The organism is Thioclava kandeliae, from assembly GCF_040297545.1.
Classification (GTDB): Bacteria; Pseudomonadota; Alphaproteobacteria; order Rhodobacterales; family Rhodobacteraceae; genus Thioclava; species Thioclava kandeliae.
In genome coordinates this window covers 90,744-109,312 of sequence record NZ_JAYWLC010000001.1, presented here as the reverse complement: position 1 = coordinate 109,312, position 18,569 = coordinate 90,744, and the positions used below count along the sequence as shown (strand labels likewise).

Below are 18,569 nucleotides of genomic sequence, written 5' to 3'. Positions count from 1 at the left end.
ACGCCAGTTGCTTGCCTGAAAGGCAAAGCCGCGTTAAGGGAGGGCCAGCAAAGGATAGTCTGAAAAGGACAAGGACGCATGAGCAAAGCATTCGTATTTCCGGGCCAGGGCGCGCAGACCATTGGTATGGGGCGGGATCTGGCCGAGGCCTATCCTGACGCCCGGGCCGTCTTCGACGAGGTCGATGCGGCTCTGGGCGAGAACCTCTCGGCCCTGATCTGGGAGGGCGATATCGAGACCCTGACCCTGACCGCCAATGCGCAACCCGCGCTGATGGCGACCTCGATTGCCGCTCTGCGCGCGCTCGAGGCGGAAGGCGTTGCGGTTACGGATGCCGCTTTTGTGGCAGGCCACAGCCTTGGCGAATATTCGGCCCTGTGTGCGGCGGGCAGCCTGTCGGTGGCCGATGCGGCCGTGCTCTTGCGCAAGCGTGGTGCGGCAATGCAATCGGCCGTGCCGGTGGGTCAAGGCGCGATGGCGGCCATTCTGGGGCTGGATCTGGCCGCAGTTCAGGCCGTGGCCGAGGAGGCCGCGCAAGGCGAGGTCTGTCAGGCGGCCAATGACAACGATCCGAGCCAGGTCGTGGTGTCGGGGGCGAAGGCCGCCGTGGAACGTGCCTGCGAGATCGCCAAGGCCAAGGGTGCCAAGCGCGCGCTGTTGCTGCCGGTCTCCGCACCGTTCCACTGTGCGCTGATGCAGCCTGCCGCCGATGCGATGGCCGAGGCTCTGGCAAGCGTTGCGATCCGCGCGCCCAAAGTGCCGCTGGTGGCCAATGTGCGCGCCGAGGCCGTGTCCGATCCCGAATTGATCCGCGCGCTTCTTGTCGAGCAGGTGACGGGCTCTGTCCGCTGGCGCGAGAGCGTCGAGTGGATGGCCGCGCAGGGCGTGGACAGCTTCTGGGAGATCGGTGCGGGCAAGGCGCTGTCGGGGATGGTCAAACGGATCGTCAAGGGCATGGACACGCAGGCCTTCGGCACCCCTGCCGATATCGCCAAGTTGAAAGAGGCGTAAGGGGCGCTGCCCCTCTGGAGCCCTTCGGGGCTCCATTCACCCCGGGATATTTAGAGACGCTGGAAGGGGCCGTGGAGCCGCTTTCGCACCGTAACACGACCCGCTTGCGCGGGCATCGAGAGGAAGGAAGAGGCATGTTCGATCTGACGGGCAAGTCGGCGCTGGTGACCGGCGCATCGGGTGGCATCGGTGGCGAGATCGCCCGCGCGCTGCATAAGGCGGGCGCGAAAGTCGCGCTGTCTGGCACACGCGAGGCGCCGCTGAAAGAGCTGGCCGAGGAGCTGGGCGAGGGCACGTTTGTCTGCCCTGCGAATCTGGGTGATGCGGCCTCTGTCGAGGCGCTGCCGAAGGCGGCGGTCGAGGCGATGGGCTCGCTCGATATTCTGGTCAATAACGCGGGCATCACCCGTGACAATCTCTTCATGCGCATGTCGGATGACGAGTGGAATTCGGTTCTGGACGTGAACCTGACCTCGGCCATGCGCCTGATGCGCGGTTCCATGCGGGGGATGATGAAGGCACGCTGGGGCCGGATCATCAACATCACCTCCATCGTGGGGGCTACCGGCAATCCGGGGCAGGTGAATTATGCGGCGGCCAAGGCGGGGCTTGTGGGCGCGTCGAAATCGCTGGCCTACGAGGTTGCCTCGCGCGGGATCACCGTGAACTGTGTGGCACCGGGCTTCATCCAGACCGCGATGACCGACAAACTCAATGACGAGCAGAAGGCCAAGATCCTCGCACAGATTCCCGCAGCCCGTATGGGCAGCCCCGAGGAAATCGCGGCAGCCGTGCTGTATCTGGCGGCACCGGAGGCCGGTTACGTCACGGGCGCTACGCTGCATGTCAACGGTGGCATGGCCATGATCTGACCGGTTTGCCCCTTGTTTTGTTGAACTCGGGGCGAATTTCCGGCCGATTTTGGGCGGGTGCGTTTAACCGCTTGCCATAGGCTTTCACACTGGCTATTCAGCGTGCAGTCGGGTCGGTGGCAGGAATGCGATCGGCCGCTTCGTTTGGTCATGAGGCGGACGGAGTCTTGAAGCCGCTCTTTTGAGCAATTCAGATGGGCGCAGCCCACGAAACTGGAGAAACAGTTATGAGCGATATCGCAGATCGCGTTAAGAAAATCGTCGTTGAGCACCTGGGTGTTGAAGAAGACAAGGTCACCGAGAATGCTTCCTTCATCGACGATCTGGGCGCAGACTCGCTTGACACCGTCGAGCTCGTGATGGCTTTCGAAGAAGAGTTCGGCATCGAGATCCCCGATGACGCAGCCGAAACCATCCAGACCTTCGGCGACGCGGTCAAATTCATCACCGAAGCCTCCTAATCCTTCGGCGATAGCTTATATAGACGGCGCTCTTTGCAAGAAGGGCGCCGTTTTTATTTTTGCATCCATGTTCTGCTTGCGGCAGGCGGAAGATTGCCGTAGCGGAAATCTGGAAGCTTGCGAGAATCTGCCAGAACCAATTAGAGATTGTGATGGGTCGCGGGGGCTTTCCCCCGCAGACAGAAGCTTTTGTGATTATGTATTAGACCGATCCCGCTTGTATGTTTAAGGCCAATTTGGAAGTTGGGATCACTAGTGGAGTCGGGACCAAGGCAATGACGACTATCCGAGCGGCACATTGGATCAGACGGGGGGCGGCTGTCATCGCGGCGCTCGTGTCTGTTGTGGTGCTCGTGGCCGAGATCATGCCGATGCCGGTCATTCCGTCCGTTATGATGGCGCCGCTGACGCCGCGCGCATTTTTCTCCATCATCGGTCTTCTGATCTCGCTGATGACGTTCCTGCCGCGGAATGCTGCGGGACGCCGGATCCAGACCGGGATCGGTGGGGCGGTCATTCTTGCGGTCTGCGCAACGGTTGCACTCAGCCTCAGGGATATGGCGGTCAGCTTCGAGACGGTGGGCTGGGTGCCGTTGCAGTTGTTCCTGAGCGGCGAGATCCTGTTTGTCCTGCTTGCGGCCTCGCTGGTGTTACAGGCGATGCGCTATTACATCTCGGGACAGTTGTTGGTGCTGGTTGGGATCGCCTTCCTGCTGAGCGCGGTTTCCGGCAATCTCGACCGCTCGGAGGCGTTTCTCGGTCTGGCCGATCCGCAATTCCTGCTGGCGGGACTGATGCTGACGCTGTCGGTGCTGCTCTATCAACCCCATCGCGGGGCGGTGCGGATCTTTCTGGCATCCCATCGCGCCAGCGGTGTGGCGCGGCTGCAGCTCTGTCTCGGGGTCGCGGGGCCTGCACTTGTGGGAATGCTGACGGTCGGGGCGGTGAATGTGCCGGTGGTGCAGATCTATGGCGGGCTGATCGTCTCCAATATGATTGCGTTCAATATGGTCGTGATCGTGCTGAACGCGGTCTATTCCGAGCGCAGCGATATTAGCCGTCGCCGTGTCGAGCGCAGCCTTGCGCGTCAGGCGTTGCGCGACAGCCTGACGGGGCTTTTCAACCGTGTGATGTTGCGCCGCCGGTTCGAGCGGGCGGTGCAGCGCGCCCAAACGGATCACGAATTCTTCTGCATGCTGATTTTCGATCTAGATTACTTCAAGAAGATCAATGATATGGGCGGGCATGAGATCGGCGACCAGGCTTTGGTGCGGGTGGCGCATGTGATCTCGGACTGTCTGGAGCGCGAGGATACCGCCGCGCGGCTGGGGGGCGAGGAATTTGCGGTCATCTTGCGCAATACCGATCTGGTGCAGGCCGAGTTGCGCGCCGAGCAGTTCCGGCAGGCGATTGCCGCCCTTCAGGTGCGCATGCGCAACGGGCGCTGGCAGTATCTGACGACCTCCATCGGCGTGGCGCAATGGATGGCGGACGAGAGTTTCGACCAGTGCTATGCCCGTGCCGATGCCGCGCTGTATCAGGCCAAGGCGCAGGGGCGTAACCGTGTGGGGATCGCACCGATCAGCTATGACCCGCTCGATACAATGGAGGTCACTGATGTGCCGGCCTCTGATGCCGAGCGTAATGTGGCGATGTTGCAGCTGGCTCGTGCAACTTTTAAGTGAATTTCCGATCTGCGTTTAACGTAGCGTTAGACTAAACAGGCTTTCCTTCTGGGTGCCGCGGCGGAGCTGCGATATGTCATGGAGGGGATCATGCTTTCTGACGAGCAGACACGCGCGTCGAGCCGTTCGATCAATTCGGAGCGGACCTCCATGGCGGACTGGTTTTTCGTGGTCTCGATCTTTCCGGCATTGGCGGTGTTGCTGCTGGCGATGGTCCCCCTCTTCGGGCATTGGCTCCCGCAATCGGGCATTTTCTCCGCTATTCCGTTGGTCAAAGGCACGCATCCCATGACTTCGATCATGGCGATTCTCCTGTCGGTCTCGCTGTTGCTGCCATTGGAGGGGCGCTGGACGGGTCATGTTGCCCGTTTGCTGGCAGGGCTCTGCCTTCTGCTGGCGGCGGGGCGGTTTGTGCCACAGTTGTCGTCGGTCTACGAACTATCCCAGCATAATGTGAAAACCGGCTATAACTCGGCTATGGTCTTCTTGATCCTGTCGCTTGCGCGGATCGGGCTCGAGGGGGAGCGCCCCAGCCTCGGTCAATTCGCGACCTTTACCGCGCCGGTGATCTTGTTTCCTGCGCTAATCGGCTATATTTTCGGCGATGACGGGCTGTATGGCTATATGTCGCTTGCCACGGCATTGATGGCGGGCGGGCTTATTCTGGGGCTTTTGTGCCGCCGCGCGACAACGGGACTCGTGGCTTCGTTATTTCTGATGGATATGTTCCGCGTCGATCTGGCGCTTGGCGTGATCGCACCGGTCTTCGTGGGGCTCGGGCTGGTATATTTCATGGGATATGGCCCATATCGGCAGATTGTTGCGGTGGTCATCGCGCATACGGTGGCGTTGAATGTGCTGATCCAGATCGTGGGAATGCACCGGTCTTCCGCGATTGAGCGGCGCAGACGCGAGCTGGAGGAGCAGAGGCTCTGGGATATCGTGACCGACGAGGTCACGGGGCTCTACAATCGTGGCGCCTTGCGCCAGAGATTTTCGGAAATGGCCGATGAGGCGCGCGAGACCCGTGCCGCGCTCAGTATCGTGGTGCTCGATCTTGACGGGTTCGACCGTGTGAATGCCCTGTCGGGATTCGAACATGGCGACAAGGTCTTGCGCGATGTGGCGCAGGCGATACTGCCTTTGATGCGCGATGACGATTTTATCGGGCGGGCGCATGCTGACGAATTCCTGATTTTCTTGCCGGGGTTACGGGCAGCCGAGGTTGCCGTGATTGCCCGACGGCTATGCAAGGCGGTCCGGATGTTGGGACACCAGACGGAAGACGGTCCGTTGACTGCCTCGGCGGGGGTTGCGCGCTGGCATTTTTCCGAGACCTCCAAACAGCTCTATGAACGTGCACTCGCCGCGTTGGAGGTCGCCCGTATTCGTGGGGGCGATCAGGCATGCGTTGCCCCGGGTCCTGACGGGACAAATGCCGTCTGGCGCACCGTGGAGGACGCACCGGTTGCGGGATGGACGCCGGTGACCCCAAGCCCGGGAAGCGGAGCGGAAGATGGCGCGCCAATGCCCGAGCAGGGCAAGAGCACGCTCGACCAGTGGCAGCTGCCCGAGTTCTCCGATCTTTCACAGGTCCGTCTGGCCAGTGCGAAGCCTGGCGAGTAGGCTGCATTCCAGCGACGCTCTGCGCGTGATCTGGCGTAAAACTTCCGTCTTTGCGTCGGGAAAGCCTGTATTTGGCTGTTGCTTTGAATTGCGCGCGAGGGAATGCGCGTGTATGTGATGCCCGAAGGTTAATTAGCCACAAGAGGTATGGCATATGCGTCGGGTCGTCGTCACAGGTCTTGGAATGGTTTCTCCGCTGGCTTGCGGTGTCGAGGAAACTTGGTCGCGTTTGCTGGAGGGCCAATCGGGCGCCGGCCCGATTACGCGCTTTGATGCCTCGGACGTCGTAACGAAATATGCCTGCGAGATCCCGCGCGGTGATGGCACCAACGGCACGTTCAACCCCGATGACTGGATGGCGCCGAAAGAGGCCCGCAAGGTCGACGAGTTCATCCTTTACGGGATGGCAGCGGCTGATCAGGCGGTCAAGGATTCCGGCTGGGCGCCTGCGACAGACGAGGAGCGCGAGCGCACCGGTGTAATGATCGGCGCAGGTATCGGCGGTCTGAAGGCGATTGCCGATACGGCCATCCTGATCAAGGAGCGCGGCCCCAAGCGTGTCTCGCCCTTCTTCATTCCCTCGGCGCTGATCAACCTCGTCTCCGGTCAGGTCTCGATCAAGCACGGTTTCAAGGGGCCGAACCACGCGGTCGTGACCGCCTGCTCGACCGGTGCACATGCCATCGGCGATGCCGCACGTCTGATCCAGTGGGGCGATGCGGATGTGATGGTGGCCGGTGGTGCCGAAAGCCCGATCTGCGAGATCGGGATCGCGGGCTTCAACGCCTGCAAGGCGCTCTCGACCAAGGCCGAGGATCCGACCAAGGCCTCGCGCCCCTATGATGCCGATCGCGACGGGTTCGTGATGGGCGAGGGGGCCGGTGTCGTGGTTCTGGAAGAATACGAACATGCAAAGGCGCGCGGCGCGAAGATCTATGCCGAAGTGATCGGCTATGGTCTGTCGGGCGATGCCTACCACATCACCGCGCCCTCCGAGGATGGCGATGGTGGCTTCCGTTCGATGAGCATGGCGCTGAAACGCGCAGGTATCGAGGCTTCAGAGATCGATTATATCAACGCGCATGGCACCTCGACCATGGCCGATACGATCGAGCTGAAAGCGGTGGAGCGTCTGATGGGCGATGCGGCTTCCAAAGCCACCATGTCCTCGACCAAATCCTCGATCGGTCACCTTCTTGGCGCGGCCGGTTCGGTGGAAGCGATCTTCTGTATCCTCGCGATCCGCGACCAGATCGCGCCGCCGACGTTGAACCTCGATAATCCGGCGGTCGAGACCCCGCTCGATCTCGCGCCCAACGCGCCGGTCAAGCGCGAGATCAACGTGGCGCTGTCCAATAGCTTCGGCTTCGGCGGCACAAATGCCAGCCTCGTGCTGCGCAGGGTGGTGGACTGATGTGGCGTAACATCACGTCCAATTTCCTGACCGCCATGATCGTCATCCTCGTGCTTGTCGCGGGGATGGTGGCATGGGCCAAGCGGGAATATACGGTGACCGGTCCGCTGACACAGGCGATGTGTCTGCGGGTCGATCAGGGCGACAGCTTCGTCAAGGTCTCGGCCGATCTGAAGTCAAAGGGCGCGATCTCCTCCGGCTATATCTTCCGGACCGGCGCGGATTATACAGAAAAGGGCGGCAAGCTGAAATTCGGGTCTTACCTGATCGAGCCCGGCTCGACGATGGAACAGATTGTGGACCAGATCACCCGTGGTGGTCCGTCGACCTGCGGCTCTGAACTGGTTTACCGTGTGGGCGTGAATGCACAAACGCTGGCGCTGCGCGAGCTGGATCCGGCGACCGGCATGTATGAGGAACTGGCCAAATACGATCCCGTGGCCGATCCCGAGCCCGACGGGTTCAAGGAGCTGGTCGAAGAGAAGAATATCACCAACCACCGGGTAATCCTCGCCGAAGGCGCTACCAGCTGGCATATCGTGCAGGCACTGAAATCCTATGATTTCCTGTCGGGCGATGTGAAGGATATCCCGGCCGAGGGCAGCCTTGCACCGCAGAGCTATGTGGTGAGCAAGGGCGAGACCCGGGAGACGCTGATCGGCCAGATGCAGGATGCGCAAACGGCGATCCTCAACGAGGCATGGGCCAACCGTGCCGAGGGACTTCCCTATAAAACGCCGGAAGAGGCGCTGACCATGGCCTCCATCGTCGAGAAGGAGACCGGTGTGGCTTCCGAGCGTCCGGAAGTTGCAAGTGTCTTCGTCAACCGGCTGGAAAAAGGCATGCGCCTGCAGACGGACCCGACGGTGATCTACGGGGTGACCGATGGCAAGGGCTCGCTGGGCCGTGGGCTTCGTCAGTCCGAGCTGCGTGCGAACAATCCCTACAACACCTATGTCATCGAAGGGCTGCCGCCGACACCGATCGCAAATCCGGGTAAGGCTGCCATCGAGGCCGCGCTGAACCCTGATTCCACCGATTACCTCTATTTCGTGGCCGATGGCTCCGGTGGGCATGCATTTGCAACCACTCTGGAAGAGCATAACGCCAATGTTGCGAAGTGGCGCGAGATCGAGGCGCAACAGGCAAAGGATGCGGGCGGTAACTAAATCCACCCAAGGGAAATTGAGAAAACCGGGCATTTTGCCCGGTTTTTCTTTGCGCAACGTGCGTAGGGTGAGTGCAACCTGAGCGCGATTTCCTTTGACAGTCAGGGCGTTGCATGGCATCACTTATGGCATGCTAGGAGAAGTGGGCAAGACGCCGCGGGGTGACCCGTTTGGCGTCTTTTTCATTTTGCTCGTGCGGAGTCACCACATGAGAGGCGGATTACAGGAATGAAAGTGACTTCCGTTGATTTGGAAGGGGCATCTTCGGTCGAGGCGCTGGAGATGGCCGGAGCGATGTATCGCGATGTGGCCGAGGAGCTGGCCGTAGCGATGGAGGGGTTGCGGCAGGGGGAGCTTGCCGAGGCCAAGACAGCACGGGCCGCCGTGCGCGATCTGCGCGCGGCGTTGCAACTTTTGCTTGAGGAAAGGAATCGCGTTGAGAAACTCCGCAGAGAGGCTGCCGGGGTCGTCGAAGGACAGCACCTCGACTTTGATGCAGCCAGAACTGAGATCGGGCGCCGCTTGGCTTGCCTCCGCGACGCCGCGGGACGTTGATGCGTTTCTGGACGGGCTGGATGAGAATTCTCTTCTGGCCCTGCCGTGGTTGTTCGAGTTCTGGGCCCTGCCACACCAGTTGCCACCGATGGGCGACTGGAAGAGCTGGGTGATCATGGGGGGGCGCGGTGCGGGGAAAACCCGCGCCGGTGCCGAATGGGTGCGCTCGCAGGTTGAATCCTCGACGCCGCTCGATGCGGGCAAAGCCTCGCGGGTGGCATTGGTGGGGGAGACCTATGATCAGGTGCGCGATGTGATGGTGCTGGGCGATAGCGGCATCATCGCCTGCTCGCCGCCCGACCGGCGCCCGACATGGGAGGCCTCGCGGCGCAGGCTGGTCTGGCCCAATGGTGCGGTGGCGATGGCCTTTTCAGCGCATGATCCGGAGGCGCTGCGGGGCCCGCAATTCGATGCGGCCTGGGTGGATGAACTGGCCAAGTGGAAGCGCGCCGAGGAGACATGGGACATGCTGCAATTCTCGCTGCGTCTGGGGCGGCATCCGCAGCAGGTGGTGACCACGACGCCGCGCGATGTGGCGGTGTTGCGGGCGATCATGAAGAACCCCTCGACCGTGGTGACCCATGCGCCGACCGAGGCCAATCGCGCCTATTTGGCCGAGAGCTTTCTGGCTGAGGTGCAGGCGCGCTATGTCGGCACGCGGCTCGGGCGTCAGGAGCTGGAGGGTGTTTTGCTGGAGGATATCGAAGGGGCGCTCTGGTCGACGAGGATGCTCGAGGCGTTACGGGTGGACAAGGTGCCTGATCTCGACCGGATCGTGGTCGCGCTCGATCCGGCGGTGACGGGGGGGGCTGGATCGGATGAATGCGGGATCATCGTGGCGGGCGCTGTCACCCGCGGTCCGCCGCAGGACTGGCGTGCCTATGTGCTGGCCGATCTGAGCATTGGCGGCAAGCCCACCGACTGGGCGAAGGCCGCGATTGCCGCAATGGAGCGGTTCGGGGCCGAGCGGCTCGTGGCGGAGGTCAATCAGGGCGGCGATCTGATCGAGGGTGTTTTGCGGCAGGTCGATCCGATGGTCCCGTTTCGTGCATTGCGGGCAGGCCGCGGCAAGGGGCTGCGCGCGGAGCCTGTGGCCGCGCTGTATGAGCAGGGCCGTGTCTATCATGCGCGTTCGGCGGCGCTCGGCAAGCTCGAGGACCAGATGTGCCAGATGACGGTGCAGGGCTATCAGGCCAAGGGCTCGCCTGACCGGCTGGATGCGCTGGTCTGGGCGCTGACGGAGGTGATGATCGAACCTGCCGCGCATTGGCGCAGGCCACAGGTGAGACGGTTGTGATGCGAGAAGGGGTCGGGGTTCCGGCCCCTTTGCTTTTGGCCCGCGATTGCGGGTGGAGAAGGACATGAGGAGATCTGCATGGGGCTGAATATCTTTCGGAAAACCGCGACATCCGCACAAGGTGCCGCGCCCGAGACGAAGGCGGTGCGCGGGCGCCCTGTCTCCCTGTCGGGATCGGCGGGACGGGTGGTCTGGAGCCCGCGCGACAGCACATCGATGACGCGGCAGGGCTTTGTGGGTAATCCCATCGGGTTTCGCTGTGTGAAGCTGATCGCCGAGGCAGCAAGCGCGCTGCCGCTGATCTGTCAGGACAGGGAGCGCCGCTACGAGACCCATCCGGTGATCGATCTGCTGCGCCGCCCGAACGGGGCACAGGGACAGGCCGAGTTTCTCGAAGCGCTCTTCGGGCAGATGCTGCTGACGGGTGATACCTATGTCGAGGCGGTGGGTGAGGGCATTGATGTGCCGATGGAGCTGCATGTGCTGCGCGCCGACCGGATGAGCGTGGTGCCGGGGGCGGATGGCTGGCCTGTGGCTTATGATTATACGGTCGGCGGTCGCAAGCACCGGTTCGATCTCACGGGCCATCCCGATCCGATCTGCCATATCCGCACCTTCCATCCGCAGGATGACCATTACGGGCTCTCGCCGATGCAGGCGGCGGCGGTGGCGGTGGATGTCCATAATAGCGCGAGCCACTGGTCGAAGGCGCTTCTGGACAATGCCGCGCGGCCCTCGGGGGCGATCATCTACAAGGGCGCGGATGGTCAGGGGGTGCTGAGCCCCGATCAGTATGACCGGCTGACATTTGAGCTGGAGACGCATCATCAGGGCGCGCGCAATGCGGGGCGTCCGATGCTTCTGGAGGGTGGGCTTGACTGGAAGCCGATGGGGTTCTCCCCCTCGGATATGGAGTTCCACGAGACCAAGATCGCTGCCGCACGCGAGATTGCCGTGGCCTTCGGGGTGCCGCCGATGCTTCTGGGCATTCCGGGGGATGCGACCTATGCCAATTATGCCGAGGCCAATCGGGCCTTCTTCCGGCTGACCGTGCTGCCTCTGGCCACGCGGGTGACGGCGGCTTTGGCATGGTGGCTCTCGGGGTTTCTGGGCGCGCGGATCGAGCTGCGCCCCGATCTCGATCAGGTGCCGGCGCTGGCTTCGGAGCGCGACGCGCAATGGACGCGTGTGGGTGAGGCGACCTTCCTGACCGATAGCGAGAAACGGGTTCTGTTGGGCCTGCCGCCGATGCCGGAGGAGTAAGCCATGCCGACAGGAGGCTCGCGTTACCTGAAGGAGCCGTTCGATCTGCATGAGGAACGGTTCAACGCGACGGAGAAGATCATGGAGCTGCAATTCGATCAGGTCGAACGCCGGTTGCAGCGCATCGAAGCGATGATCGAGGGGCTCGAGCGGCGGCTGTGGATGGCGGTCTATGGCGTGGTCGCCGTGGTGCTGTCGCAGGCGGTCTACGGGCTTCTGGATATGGTGCCGCAATAGGAGGGCCGGATGGAGCAAAGGATCATGGGGTTGGAGTTCAAATCGCTGATGGGCGAGGCGCCCGCGCCGCTACGGATACGCGAGGGCCGGATCGAGGGCTATGCCAGCCTCTACGGCCTGCCCGATCAGGGCGGCGATGTCGTCAGCCCCGGCGCCTATACCGATTGTCTTGCGCGGCTCGCGCAGGAGGGGCGCCGTGTGGCGATGCTCTGGCAGCATGACCAGACCCAGCCGATCGGTGTCTGGGAAGAGATCTTCGAGGATGGCACGGGCCTCTTTGTGCGCGGCTATCTTCTGGAGGATGTGGCTCGTGCGCGTGAGGCGCGCGCGCTTCTGGAGGCGGGGGCGATGGACGGGCTGTCCATCGGCTATCGCGTGGTGCGCGCGCATCGTGACCCGCAGGGCCAGCGCATACTCACAGAACTCGATCTTTGGGAAGTGTCGCTGGTGACCTTCCCGATGTTGAAGGAGGCGCGGGTCGCCGCCAAGGCCATGCCCCTCGGGGCGGAGCTTTCACATCTGGCACGGGCGCTGCGTGCGGCCGCGTCGCAACTGGCGGGACACTGACCCCGCGCTTTCGATCTTCGTGAAAAATTGAGGAGAGACAATGACCCCCGACAAAAGCGTCTTTGGGGAGCGGACAGCCATGTCCGACGGGGCCCCGATCGTGGCCGAGGTGCACTCGGCCCTTAACGAATTCGTCAAGGAAGCAAAGGGCTTCCAGAACGAAATGACTTCACGCATTCAAAAACAGGAAGAGCGTCTGACCATGTTGCAAACGAAATCCACCACTCTCCGTCCGGCCCTGTCACATGCAGCGCAAGAGACCGCCCCCCATCAGAAGGCGTTTGATGCCTATCTGCGCTCGGGTGATGATGACGGGCTGCGCGGTCTGGTCATCGAGACCAAGGGCCTGAACACCGCTGTGGCGGCCGAGGGCGGCTATTTGGTTGATCCGCAGACAAGCGAGACCATCCGCTCGATCCTGCGCTCGACCGCCTCGATTCGGATGATCGCCAATGTGGTGCAGGTCGAGGCCACGAGTTTCGACGTGCTGGTCGATCATGGCGAGATGGGCTCGGGTTGGGCGTCGGAGACCGCGAACCTGACCGAGACGACCACGCCGCAGATCGACCGGATCTCGATCCCGCTCTACGAGCTCTCGGCCATGCCCAAGGCCAGCCAGCGCCTGCTCGATGATGCGGCGTTCGATATCGAGGGCTGGCTTGCGGGCCGCATCGCCGACCGGTTCGCCCGCGCGGAGGCTGCGGCCTTCGTGAACGGCGACGGGGCGGACAAGCCCAAGGGTTTCCTTGCGCATCCGGCGATCGCCAATGACGACTGGGCCTGGGGGAGCCTTGGCTATATTGCGACCGGCGTGGCGGGCGATTTCTCGGCAACGGCTGCGGCGGATGCGGTAGTCGATCTGGTCTATGCGCTCGAGGCGGAACACCGCGCCAATGGCAGCTTCGTGATGAATTCGAAGACCGCAGGCGCTGTGCGCAAGATGAAGGATGCCGATGGGCGCTTCCTGTGGTCCGACGGTCTGGCGGCGGGCGAGCCCGCGCGTCTGATGGGCTATCCGGTGCTGATCGCCGAGGATATGCCCGATATCGCGGCGGATGCCTATGCGATTGCCTTCGGGGATTTCAATCAGGGCTATACCATTGCCGAGCGCCCCGATCTGCGCGTGCTGCGTGATCCCTTCTCGGCCAAGCCGCATGTGCTGTTCTACGCCTCCAAGCGTGTGGGCGGCGATGTCAGCGATTTCGCGGCCATCAAGCTTCTGAAATTTGCGGTCTCCTGAGACACATAGGCGGCGCTGAGGCGGCGCTTACCCGATCCGGATTTCGGTCCGGGTAAGGGCAGGCGCGGTGTTCTGCCGTCCGCCTAGCTGCTCCCTCCGTCCGAGCGGATGGTGGAATGCGGCGTCTGTCCGAGATGGCGCCCGCGCGGATGCGGGCGTCATCCACCAGATTTCCGGAGGTGCTTTGATGTTGACTGAAGTTGCGCCGGTCGCCAGCGACCGGCTTCCCATTACGGAGTTGCGCGATCATCTGCGGCTGGGGCGCGGGTTTTCCGATGTAGGTGCCGCGGATGTGGCGCTCGAGGCCTATTTGCGCGCGGCGATCGCATTGATCGAGCAGCGGATCTCCAAGGCTTTATTGTCGCGCGCTTTCCTGTTCCATCTGCGCCATTGGGCCAATCCCGAGGCGCAGCCTTTGCCTTTGGCACCGCTCTCCTCGGTCACGCAGGTGGCCTTGCGCGGGGCGGATGACGGGCTGACGGTGCTGGAGAGCGCGACCTACCGGCTGATGCCCGATGGCGTGCGTCCGGTGCTTTTGGCGCTGGGGTCGGCCTTTCCGCAGGTCGAGCATGGCGGGATGATCGAGATCACTGTCGAGGCAGGCTTTGGCACGGCATGGGAGGCGGTGCCGCCCGATCTGCGTCAGGCGGTGATGTTGCTGGCGGCGCATTATTTCGAGCATCGCCACGAGAGCGAGCAGAGCGGAGCCTTGCCCTTTGGTGTCAGCAGCCTGATCGAGCCATGGCGCGTAGTGCGCCTCTTTGGCGGGAAGGGGCGCAGGTCATGAGCGTGCCGAACCTGTCTACCTGTCTGGTGCTGGAAGAGCCCCGGAGCGTGCCCGATGGTGCGGGTGGTCTGATCGAGACATGGGTCGAGCTGGGCGAGATCTGGGCCGCGCTCGATTTCGGCACGGGCACCGAACGGGCCGACCAGTTGCGCGTGATCGCCGCCGTTTCGGTCAGCATTACGGTGCGTTCGGCCCTCCCAACCTCGCCGCGCAGGCCGGTGGCCAATCAGCGCTTCCGGTTGGGGGCCAGAGTGTTCCGTATTCTGGCGGTTGTGGATGACCAGCCGGGCTATCTGCGCTGCTTCAGCCGCGAGGAGGTCGTGACATGAGCTATCTTATGGCGTCCTCGTTGCAGATGGCCCTTTATCAGGCGCTGGCGACCGATGAGCTGGTGGCGCAGCTGAGCGGTGGCGCGATCTATGATGCACAGCCTGTGGGCGTGGCAGAGGGCACCTATGTGAGCCTCGGCCCGGAGGATGTGCTCGATATCTCGGATCGGAGCGGGGCCATTGCGCGCCATGATTTCATCGTTTCGGTCGTGACCGATGCGGCAGGATTTCAGGCCGCGAAGCGTCTGGCGGAGGCGGTGACAGCCTGTCTGACCGGCACCGGCCTGACACTGGAGACAGGGCGTGTTTCGGGGCTGTGGTTCCGCAAGGCCAAGGCGCGGCGCGTCGGCACCAATGCCACCCGCCGGATCGATCTGACCTTCCGCGCCCATCTGGCATCCGAGTGACCTCATCGGCTCTTTGCAGGGCCCTTCATACATTTCTAGGAGTGAAAAATGGCAGTTCAGAACGGGAAAGACCTTCTGGTGAAACTCGATCTCAGCGGAGACGGGCAGTTCCAGACCATCGCGGGCCTGCGCGCCACGCGGATCAGCTTCAACGCGGAAACGGTCGATGTGACATCGCTTGAAAGCGAGGGGCGCTGGCGTGAACTCTTGGGCGGAGCGGGCGTGCGCTCGGCTGCGATTTCGGGGTCGGGCGTGTTCCGCGATGCCGATACCGATGCGCGGGCGCGGCAGATTTTCTTCGACGGCGAGATTCCCGAATTTCAGGTGATTATCCCGAGTTTCGGGATCGTGCAGGGGCCGTTCCTGATCTCGTCGATCGAATATGCCGGTGCGCATGATGGCGAGGCGACCTACGAGATGGCGATGGCCTCGGCGGGGGCGTTGAGCTTTGTCGAGCTGAGCGATGAATGACATGGCAAATCCTTGGGCCGGTGAGGTCGAGATCACGCTCGACGGAGTGCCGCATGTGGCCAAGCTGACGCTTGGGGTATTGGCGGAACTCGAGGCGCAGATGGGCGCCGAGACGATGCTCGATCTGGTGACGCGGTTCGAGGCGGGCCGCTTCTCGAGCCGCGATGTGCTGGCGCTTGTGGTGGCGGGATTGCGCGGCGGCGGCTGGCGGGGCCGTGCCGAGGATCTGCGTGCGGTCGAGATCGGGTCGGGGCCGGTGGAAGCCGCCCAGCTGGCCGCGCGGCTACTTGCGCGTGCCTTCGGCAGCCCCGAAGACCAAAGCGCATGACAGACAGGCAGCTGGATTGGCCGGGGCTGATGCGGGCAGGGATCAAGGGGCTCGGTTTGCGCCCGCAGGAGTTCTGGGCCCTGACGCCGGCAGAACTGGCTTTGATGCTGGGGGATGTGCCGAGCATGCGCCCATTGACGCGGTCGCGGCTCGAGGAGCTGGCACGCGCCTTCCCCGACCACAGGCCGGATAAAGGAGAGACCAATGGATGAGACGGATTTCGATGCGCTGAGCGAGAGCGCCGAGACGCTCGAGACGGTGCTGGGCAATGTCGGCAGCCTGACTGGCGTCTTTACGAGCGAGCTGACCGGACTGCGCGAGAGTATGGGCCTGACGACCCGCGAGATGGGGACGCTGTCGCGGAAATTCTCCACGAGCATCAGTAGCGCTTTCGAGGATGTGATCCTTGATGGCGCGAGCCTGTCGAGCGCGTTGCGCTCGGTCGCGGAGAGCATGTCGGATGCGGTCTATTCGGCGGCCGTCAAACCGGTGAGCGACACGCTGGGCAGCACTCTGGCGAGCGGCGTGGCCAATCTGGCGGGCGGGCTGATGCCCTTTGCCAATGGCGGGGCGTTTTCCTCGGGCAAGGTGCGGGCTTTCGCCAAGGGCGGGGTTGTGTCCGAGGCGACGGGGTTTGCCATGCGGGGCGGCTTGGGGCTGATGGGCGAGGCGGGGCCGGAGGCGATCATGCCGCTGACCCGCGGGGCCGATGGCCGGCTTGGCGTACAGGCGCAGGGCGGGCGGGCGGTGAATGTCACGATGAATGTGACCACTCCCGACGTGTCGGGCTTCAGCCGCTCGCGTGCGCAGATGGCCGCACAGATGAGCCGCGCGCTCTCGCGCGGATCGAGAACGATGTGAGCCGTTTCGAGGCAGTTTACGGAGGATAGCATGGCCTTTCACGAGATCCGCTTTCCCGCCAGTCTGAGCTTTGGCTCGGTCGGCGGGCCGGAGCGTCGCACCGAGATCGTTACCCTTGCCAGCGGCTATGAGGAGCGCAATTCACCTTGGGCGCATTCTCGGCGCCATTATGATGCGGGCGTCGGGCTGCGCTCGCTTGATGATGTCGAGGCGTTGCTCGCATTTTTCGAGGCACGCGCGGGACAGTTGCACGGGTTCCGCTGGAAGGATTGGGCGGATTACCGGTCGGCGCCTGCAAGCCGCGCGCTGAGCTACGAGGATCAGCTGATCGGTCTGGGCGATGGCGCGACCACGACATTCCCGCTGGCCAAGACCTATCGCTCGGGCGAGATCACTTATTCCCGCCCGATCACCAAACCTGTCGGCGGGACTGTTATGGTGGGCGTGCAGGGCGGCTATCAATCCGAAAGTATCGACTGGTCGGTGGATAGTGCAACTGGCGTGGTCACGTTTGCCCAACCGCCTGCCAAGGGCGCGCGGGTGACGGCGGGGTTCGAGTTCGATGTGCCGGTCCGGTTCGACACCGACCGTATCCAGGTCTCGGTGCAGTCTTTCCAGGCGGGCGAGGTGCCGCAGGTGCCGGTGGTGGAGGTGCGGCTATGAGCTATTCCACCGCGTTCCAGTCCCATCTGGAGACCAAGGCCACCACCATCGCGCGCGCATGGGCGCTGACCCGCCGTGACGGGGTGGAGCTGGGCTTTACCGACCATGACCGGCCACTGACATTTGGCGGTCTCACCTTTCAGCCCGAGACGGGGATGGAGGCCAGTGCACTTGCGCAAACCTCGGGGCTTTCGGTCGATAACTTCGACGTCGTTGCGGCGCTGCGCTCCGATGCGATCGCCGAGGCCGATATCCGCGCGGGCCGGTTTGACGGGGCCGAGCTACGCAGCTGGCTCGTCAACTGGGCCGAGCCTGCCGAGAACGCGCTGATCTTCCGTGGCCATCTGGGCGAACTGACGCGAAGCGAGGGCGCGTTTCAGGCTGAACTGCGAGGGCTGTCGGACCGGTTGAACAACCAGATCGGGCGTGTCTACCATCCGGCTTGCGCGGCGGTGCTGGGCGATGCCCAGTGCCGGTTTGATACCGCCCAGATCGGGTATGTCGTCGAGACCACGGTCGAGATCTGCGAGGAAGCCACAAGGTTTACATGGGCGTCACTTGCCGGGTTCGAGGATCGCTGGTTCGAGCGCGGAGTGTTGAGCGTCTTGGACGGCGCAGCGCAGGGGCTCTCCGGCGCCGTCAAGTTCGATAGGTTCGCGGCTGATGGATCGCGTGTGGTAGAGTTGTGGCAATCGCTGCGCGCCGAGGTCGCGCGCGGCGATACCGTGCGCATCACTGCAGGCTGCGACCGGCGCGCCGAGACCTGCCGTTTGAAATTCAATAATTTCGTTAATTTCCGAGGCTTCCCGCATATCCCGGGTGACGACTGGCTGGTGTCCTATCCCGTTACAGGAGGCAATTACGATGGCGGGAGCCTTTTCAAATGACGGAGCGCGAAGAGGTGGTCCTGCTTGCGCGCAGCTGGATCGGCACACCTCACCGCCATCAGGGTTCCTGTTCGCAGGCGGGCGTCGATTGTCTGGGGCTCATCCGCGGGATCTGGCGCAGCCTCTATGGATCCGAGCCCGAAGCGCCCGGTTCCTATAGTGCCGATTGGGCTGAAACCGGTCACGACGAGGCACTTTGGCAGGCGGCGCTGCGTCATCTGGTGCCCCTTGGACCGGACGAGCCCTTTCGCGCGGGACAGGTTCTGTTGTTTCGCATGAGGCCACGGGCGGTGGCCAAACATGTGGGGCTGCTTTCGGCGCGGGGGCCGCTGCGGTTCATCCACGCCTATAGCGGGCACGGGGTCGTGGAAAACACGCTTTCGTCGCCTTGGCGCGCCCGGTTGGTGGCGCGTTTCGACTTTCCGGATGTGAGGTAGAT

Annotated in this window: 23 protein-coding genes; all 23 read left to right on the top strand. The window is 63.1% G+C overall.

Annotated elements, in window-relative coordinates:
- The first annotated feature begins 78 nt into the window (after positions 1–78).
- The 23 genes from fabD to VSX56_RS00460 all read left to right on the top strand — a co-directional run bounded on the left by fabD (position 79) and on the right by VSX56_RS00460 (position 18,567).
- Positions 79–1,011: an ACP S-malonyltransferase gene (fabD, locus tag VSX56_RS00570; protein ID WP_350934072.1), complete on the top strand. Its 933-nt coding sequence runs from the start codon at positions 79–81 to the stop codon at positions 1,009–1,011.
- Between the two features lie 134 nt (positions 1,012–1,145).
- The gene (fabG, locus tag VSX56_RS00565) at positions 1,146–1,883 is read left to right on the top strand and encodes a 3-oxoacyl-[acyl-carrier-protein] reductase (RefSeq protein ID WP_350934068.1); all 738 of its coding nucleotides are present in this window, start codon (positions 1,146–1,148) and stop codon (positions 1,881–1,883) included.
- A gap of 227 nt (positions 1,884–2,110) precedes the next feature.
- On the top strand, positions 2,111–2,344 hold the full coding sequence (locus tag VSX56_RS00560) for an acyl carrier protein (RefSeq protein WP_066009325.1): 234 nt from the start codon (positions 2,111–2,113) through the stop codon (positions 2,342–2,344).
- A gap of 275 nt (positions 2,345–2,619) precedes the next feature.
- Positions 2,620–4,029 (top strand): GGDEF domain-containing protein, encoded by a 1,410-nt coding sequence (locus VSX56_RS00555; RefSeq protein ID WP_339112458.1) that lies wholly within the window; start codon positions 2,620–2,622, stop codon positions 4,027–4,029.
- A 90-nt stretch (positions 4,030–4,119) separates the two neighbouring features.
- A complete protein-coding gene (locus VSX56_RS00550) occupies positions 4,120–5,655 on the top strand; it encodes a GGDEF domain-containing protein (protein WP_339112459.1) in 1,536 nt (511 codons plus the stop codon).
- A 154-nt stretch (positions 5,656–5,809) separates the two neighbouring features.
- The gene (gene fabF / locus VSX56_RS00545) at positions 5,810–7,069 is read left to right on the top strand and encodes a beta-ketoacyl-ACP synthase II (protein WP_350934065.1); all 1,260 of its coding nucleotides are present in this window, start codon (positions 5,810–5,812) and stop codon (positions 7,067–7,069) included.
- Entirely contained in the window at positions 7,069–8,238 is a 1,170-nt protein-coding gene (mltG, locus tag VSX56_RS00540) for an endolytic transglycosylase MltG (protein WP_350934062.1), read from the top strand. Before fabF ends, mltG begins: the two co-directional genes overlap by 1 nt.
- A gap of 228 nt (positions 8,239–8,466) precedes the next feature.
- On the top strand, positions 8,467–8,793 hold the full coding sequence (locus VSX56_RS00535) for a hypothetical protein (RefSeq protein ID WP_339112462.1): 327 nt from the start codon (positions 8,467–8,469) through the stop codon (positions 8,791–8,793).
- A complete protein-coding gene (locus VSX56_RS00530) occupies positions 8,732–10,090 on the top strand; it encodes a DNA-packaging protein (RefSeq protein ID WP_350934633.1) in 1,359 nt (452 codons plus the stop codon). Before VSX56_RS00535 ends, VSX56_RS00530 begins: the two co-directional genes overlap by 62 nt.
- Positions 10,091–10,168: 78 nt before the next feature.
- On the top strand, positions 10,169–11,353 hold the full coding sequence (locus VSX56_RS00525) for a phage portal protein (protein ID WP_339112464.1): 1,185 nt from the start codon (positions 10,169–10,171) through the stop codon (positions 11,351–11,353).
- A gap of 3 nt (positions 11,354–11,356) precedes the next feature.
- A complete protein-coding gene (locus VSX56_RS00520; RefSeq protein WP_339112465.1) occupies positions 11,357–11,590 on the top strand; it encodes a GTA head formation protein, RCAP_rcc01685 family in 234 nt (77 codons plus the stop codon).
- A gap of 9 nt (positions 11,591–11,599) precedes the next feature.
- Positions 11,600–12,157, top strand: a complete 558-nt coding sequence (locus VSX56_RS00515) for an HK97 family phage prohead protease (RefSeq protein WP_350934059.1) — start codon at positions 11,600–11,602, stop codon at positions 12,155–12,157.
- 40 nt (positions 12,158–12,197) lie between these two features.
- A complete protein-coding gene (locus tag VSX56_RS00510) occupies positions 12,198–13,397 on the top strand; it encodes a phage major capsid protein (protein ID WP_350934057.1) in 1,200 nt (399 codons plus the stop codon).
- Positions 13,398–13,584: 187 nt separating this feature from the next.
- A complete protein-coding gene (locus VSX56_RS00505; RefSeq protein WP_350934055.1) occupies positions 13,585–14,184 on the top strand; it encodes a head-tail connector protein in 600 nt (199 codons plus the stop codon).
- Positions 14,181–14,513, top strand: coding sequence for a head-tail adaptor protein (locus tag VSX56_RS00500; protein WP_350934053.1), 333 nt, complete (start codon positions 14,181–14,183; stop codon positions 14,511–14,513). Before VSX56_RS00505 ends, VSX56_RS00500 begins: the two co-directional genes overlap by 4 nt.
- A complete protein-coding gene (locus VSX56_RS00495) occupies positions 14,510–14,920 on the top strand; it encodes a DUF3168 domain-containing protein (protein WP_350934051.1) in 411 nt (136 codons plus the stop codon). Before VSX56_RS00500 ends, VSX56_RS00495 begins: the two co-directional genes overlap by 4 nt.
- Before the next feature lie 48 nt (positions 14,921–14,968).
- A complete protein-coding gene (locus tag VSX56_RS00490) occupies positions 14,969–15,391 on the top strand; it encodes a phage major tail protein, TP901-1 family (RefSeq protein WP_339112471.1) in 423 nt (140 codons plus the stop codon).
- Between the two features lies 1 nt (position 15,392).
- Positions 15,393–15,719 (top strand): gene transfer agent family protein, encoded by a 327-nt coding sequence (locus tag VSX56_RS00485; protein ID WP_339112472.1) that lies wholly within the window; start codon positions 15,393–15,395, stop codon positions 15,717–15,719.
- Positions 15,716–15,931, top strand: coding sequence for a rcc01693 family protein (locus VSX56_RS00480; RefSeq protein ID WP_339112473.1), 216 nt, complete (start codon positions 15,716–15,718; stop codon positions 15,929–15,931). The genes VSX56_RS00485 and VSX56_RS00480 overlap by 4 nt, the downstream gene beginning before the upstream one ends.
- On the top strand, positions 15,924–16,580 hold the full coding sequence (locus tag VSX56_RS00475) for an RcGTA-type gene transfer agent tail tape measure protein (protein WP_350934047.1): 657 nt from the start codon (positions 15,924–15,926) through the stop codon (positions 16,578–16,580). Before VSX56_RS00480 ends, VSX56_RS00475 begins: the two co-directional genes overlap by 8 nt.
- Before the next feature lie 30 nt (positions 16,581–16,610).
- The gene (locus VSX56_RS00470) at positions 16,611–17,243 is read left to right on the top strand and encodes a phage distal tail protein, Rcc01695 family (protein WP_339112475.1); all 633 of its coding nucleotides are present in this window, start codon (positions 16,611–16,613) and stop codon (positions 17,241–17,243) included.
- The gene (locus tag VSX56_RS00465; protein ID WP_339112476.1) at positions 17,240–18,130 is read left to right on the top strand and encodes a phage/gene transfer agent baseplate hub protein; all 891 of its coding nucleotides are present in this window, start codon (positions 17,240–17,242) and stop codon (positions 18,128–18,130) included. The genes VSX56_RS00470 and VSX56_RS00465 overlap by 4 nt, the downstream gene beginning before the upstream one ends.
- On the top strand, positions 18,127–18,567 hold the full coding sequence (locus VSX56_RS00460; RefSeq protein ID WP_350934044.1) for an NlpC/P60 family protein: 441 nt from the start codon (positions 18,127–18,129) through the stop codon (positions 18,565–18,567). Before VSX56_RS00465 ends, VSX56_RS00460 begins: the two co-directional genes overlap by 4 nt.
- The last annotated feature ends 2 nt before the right edge of the window (positions 18,568–18,569 follow it).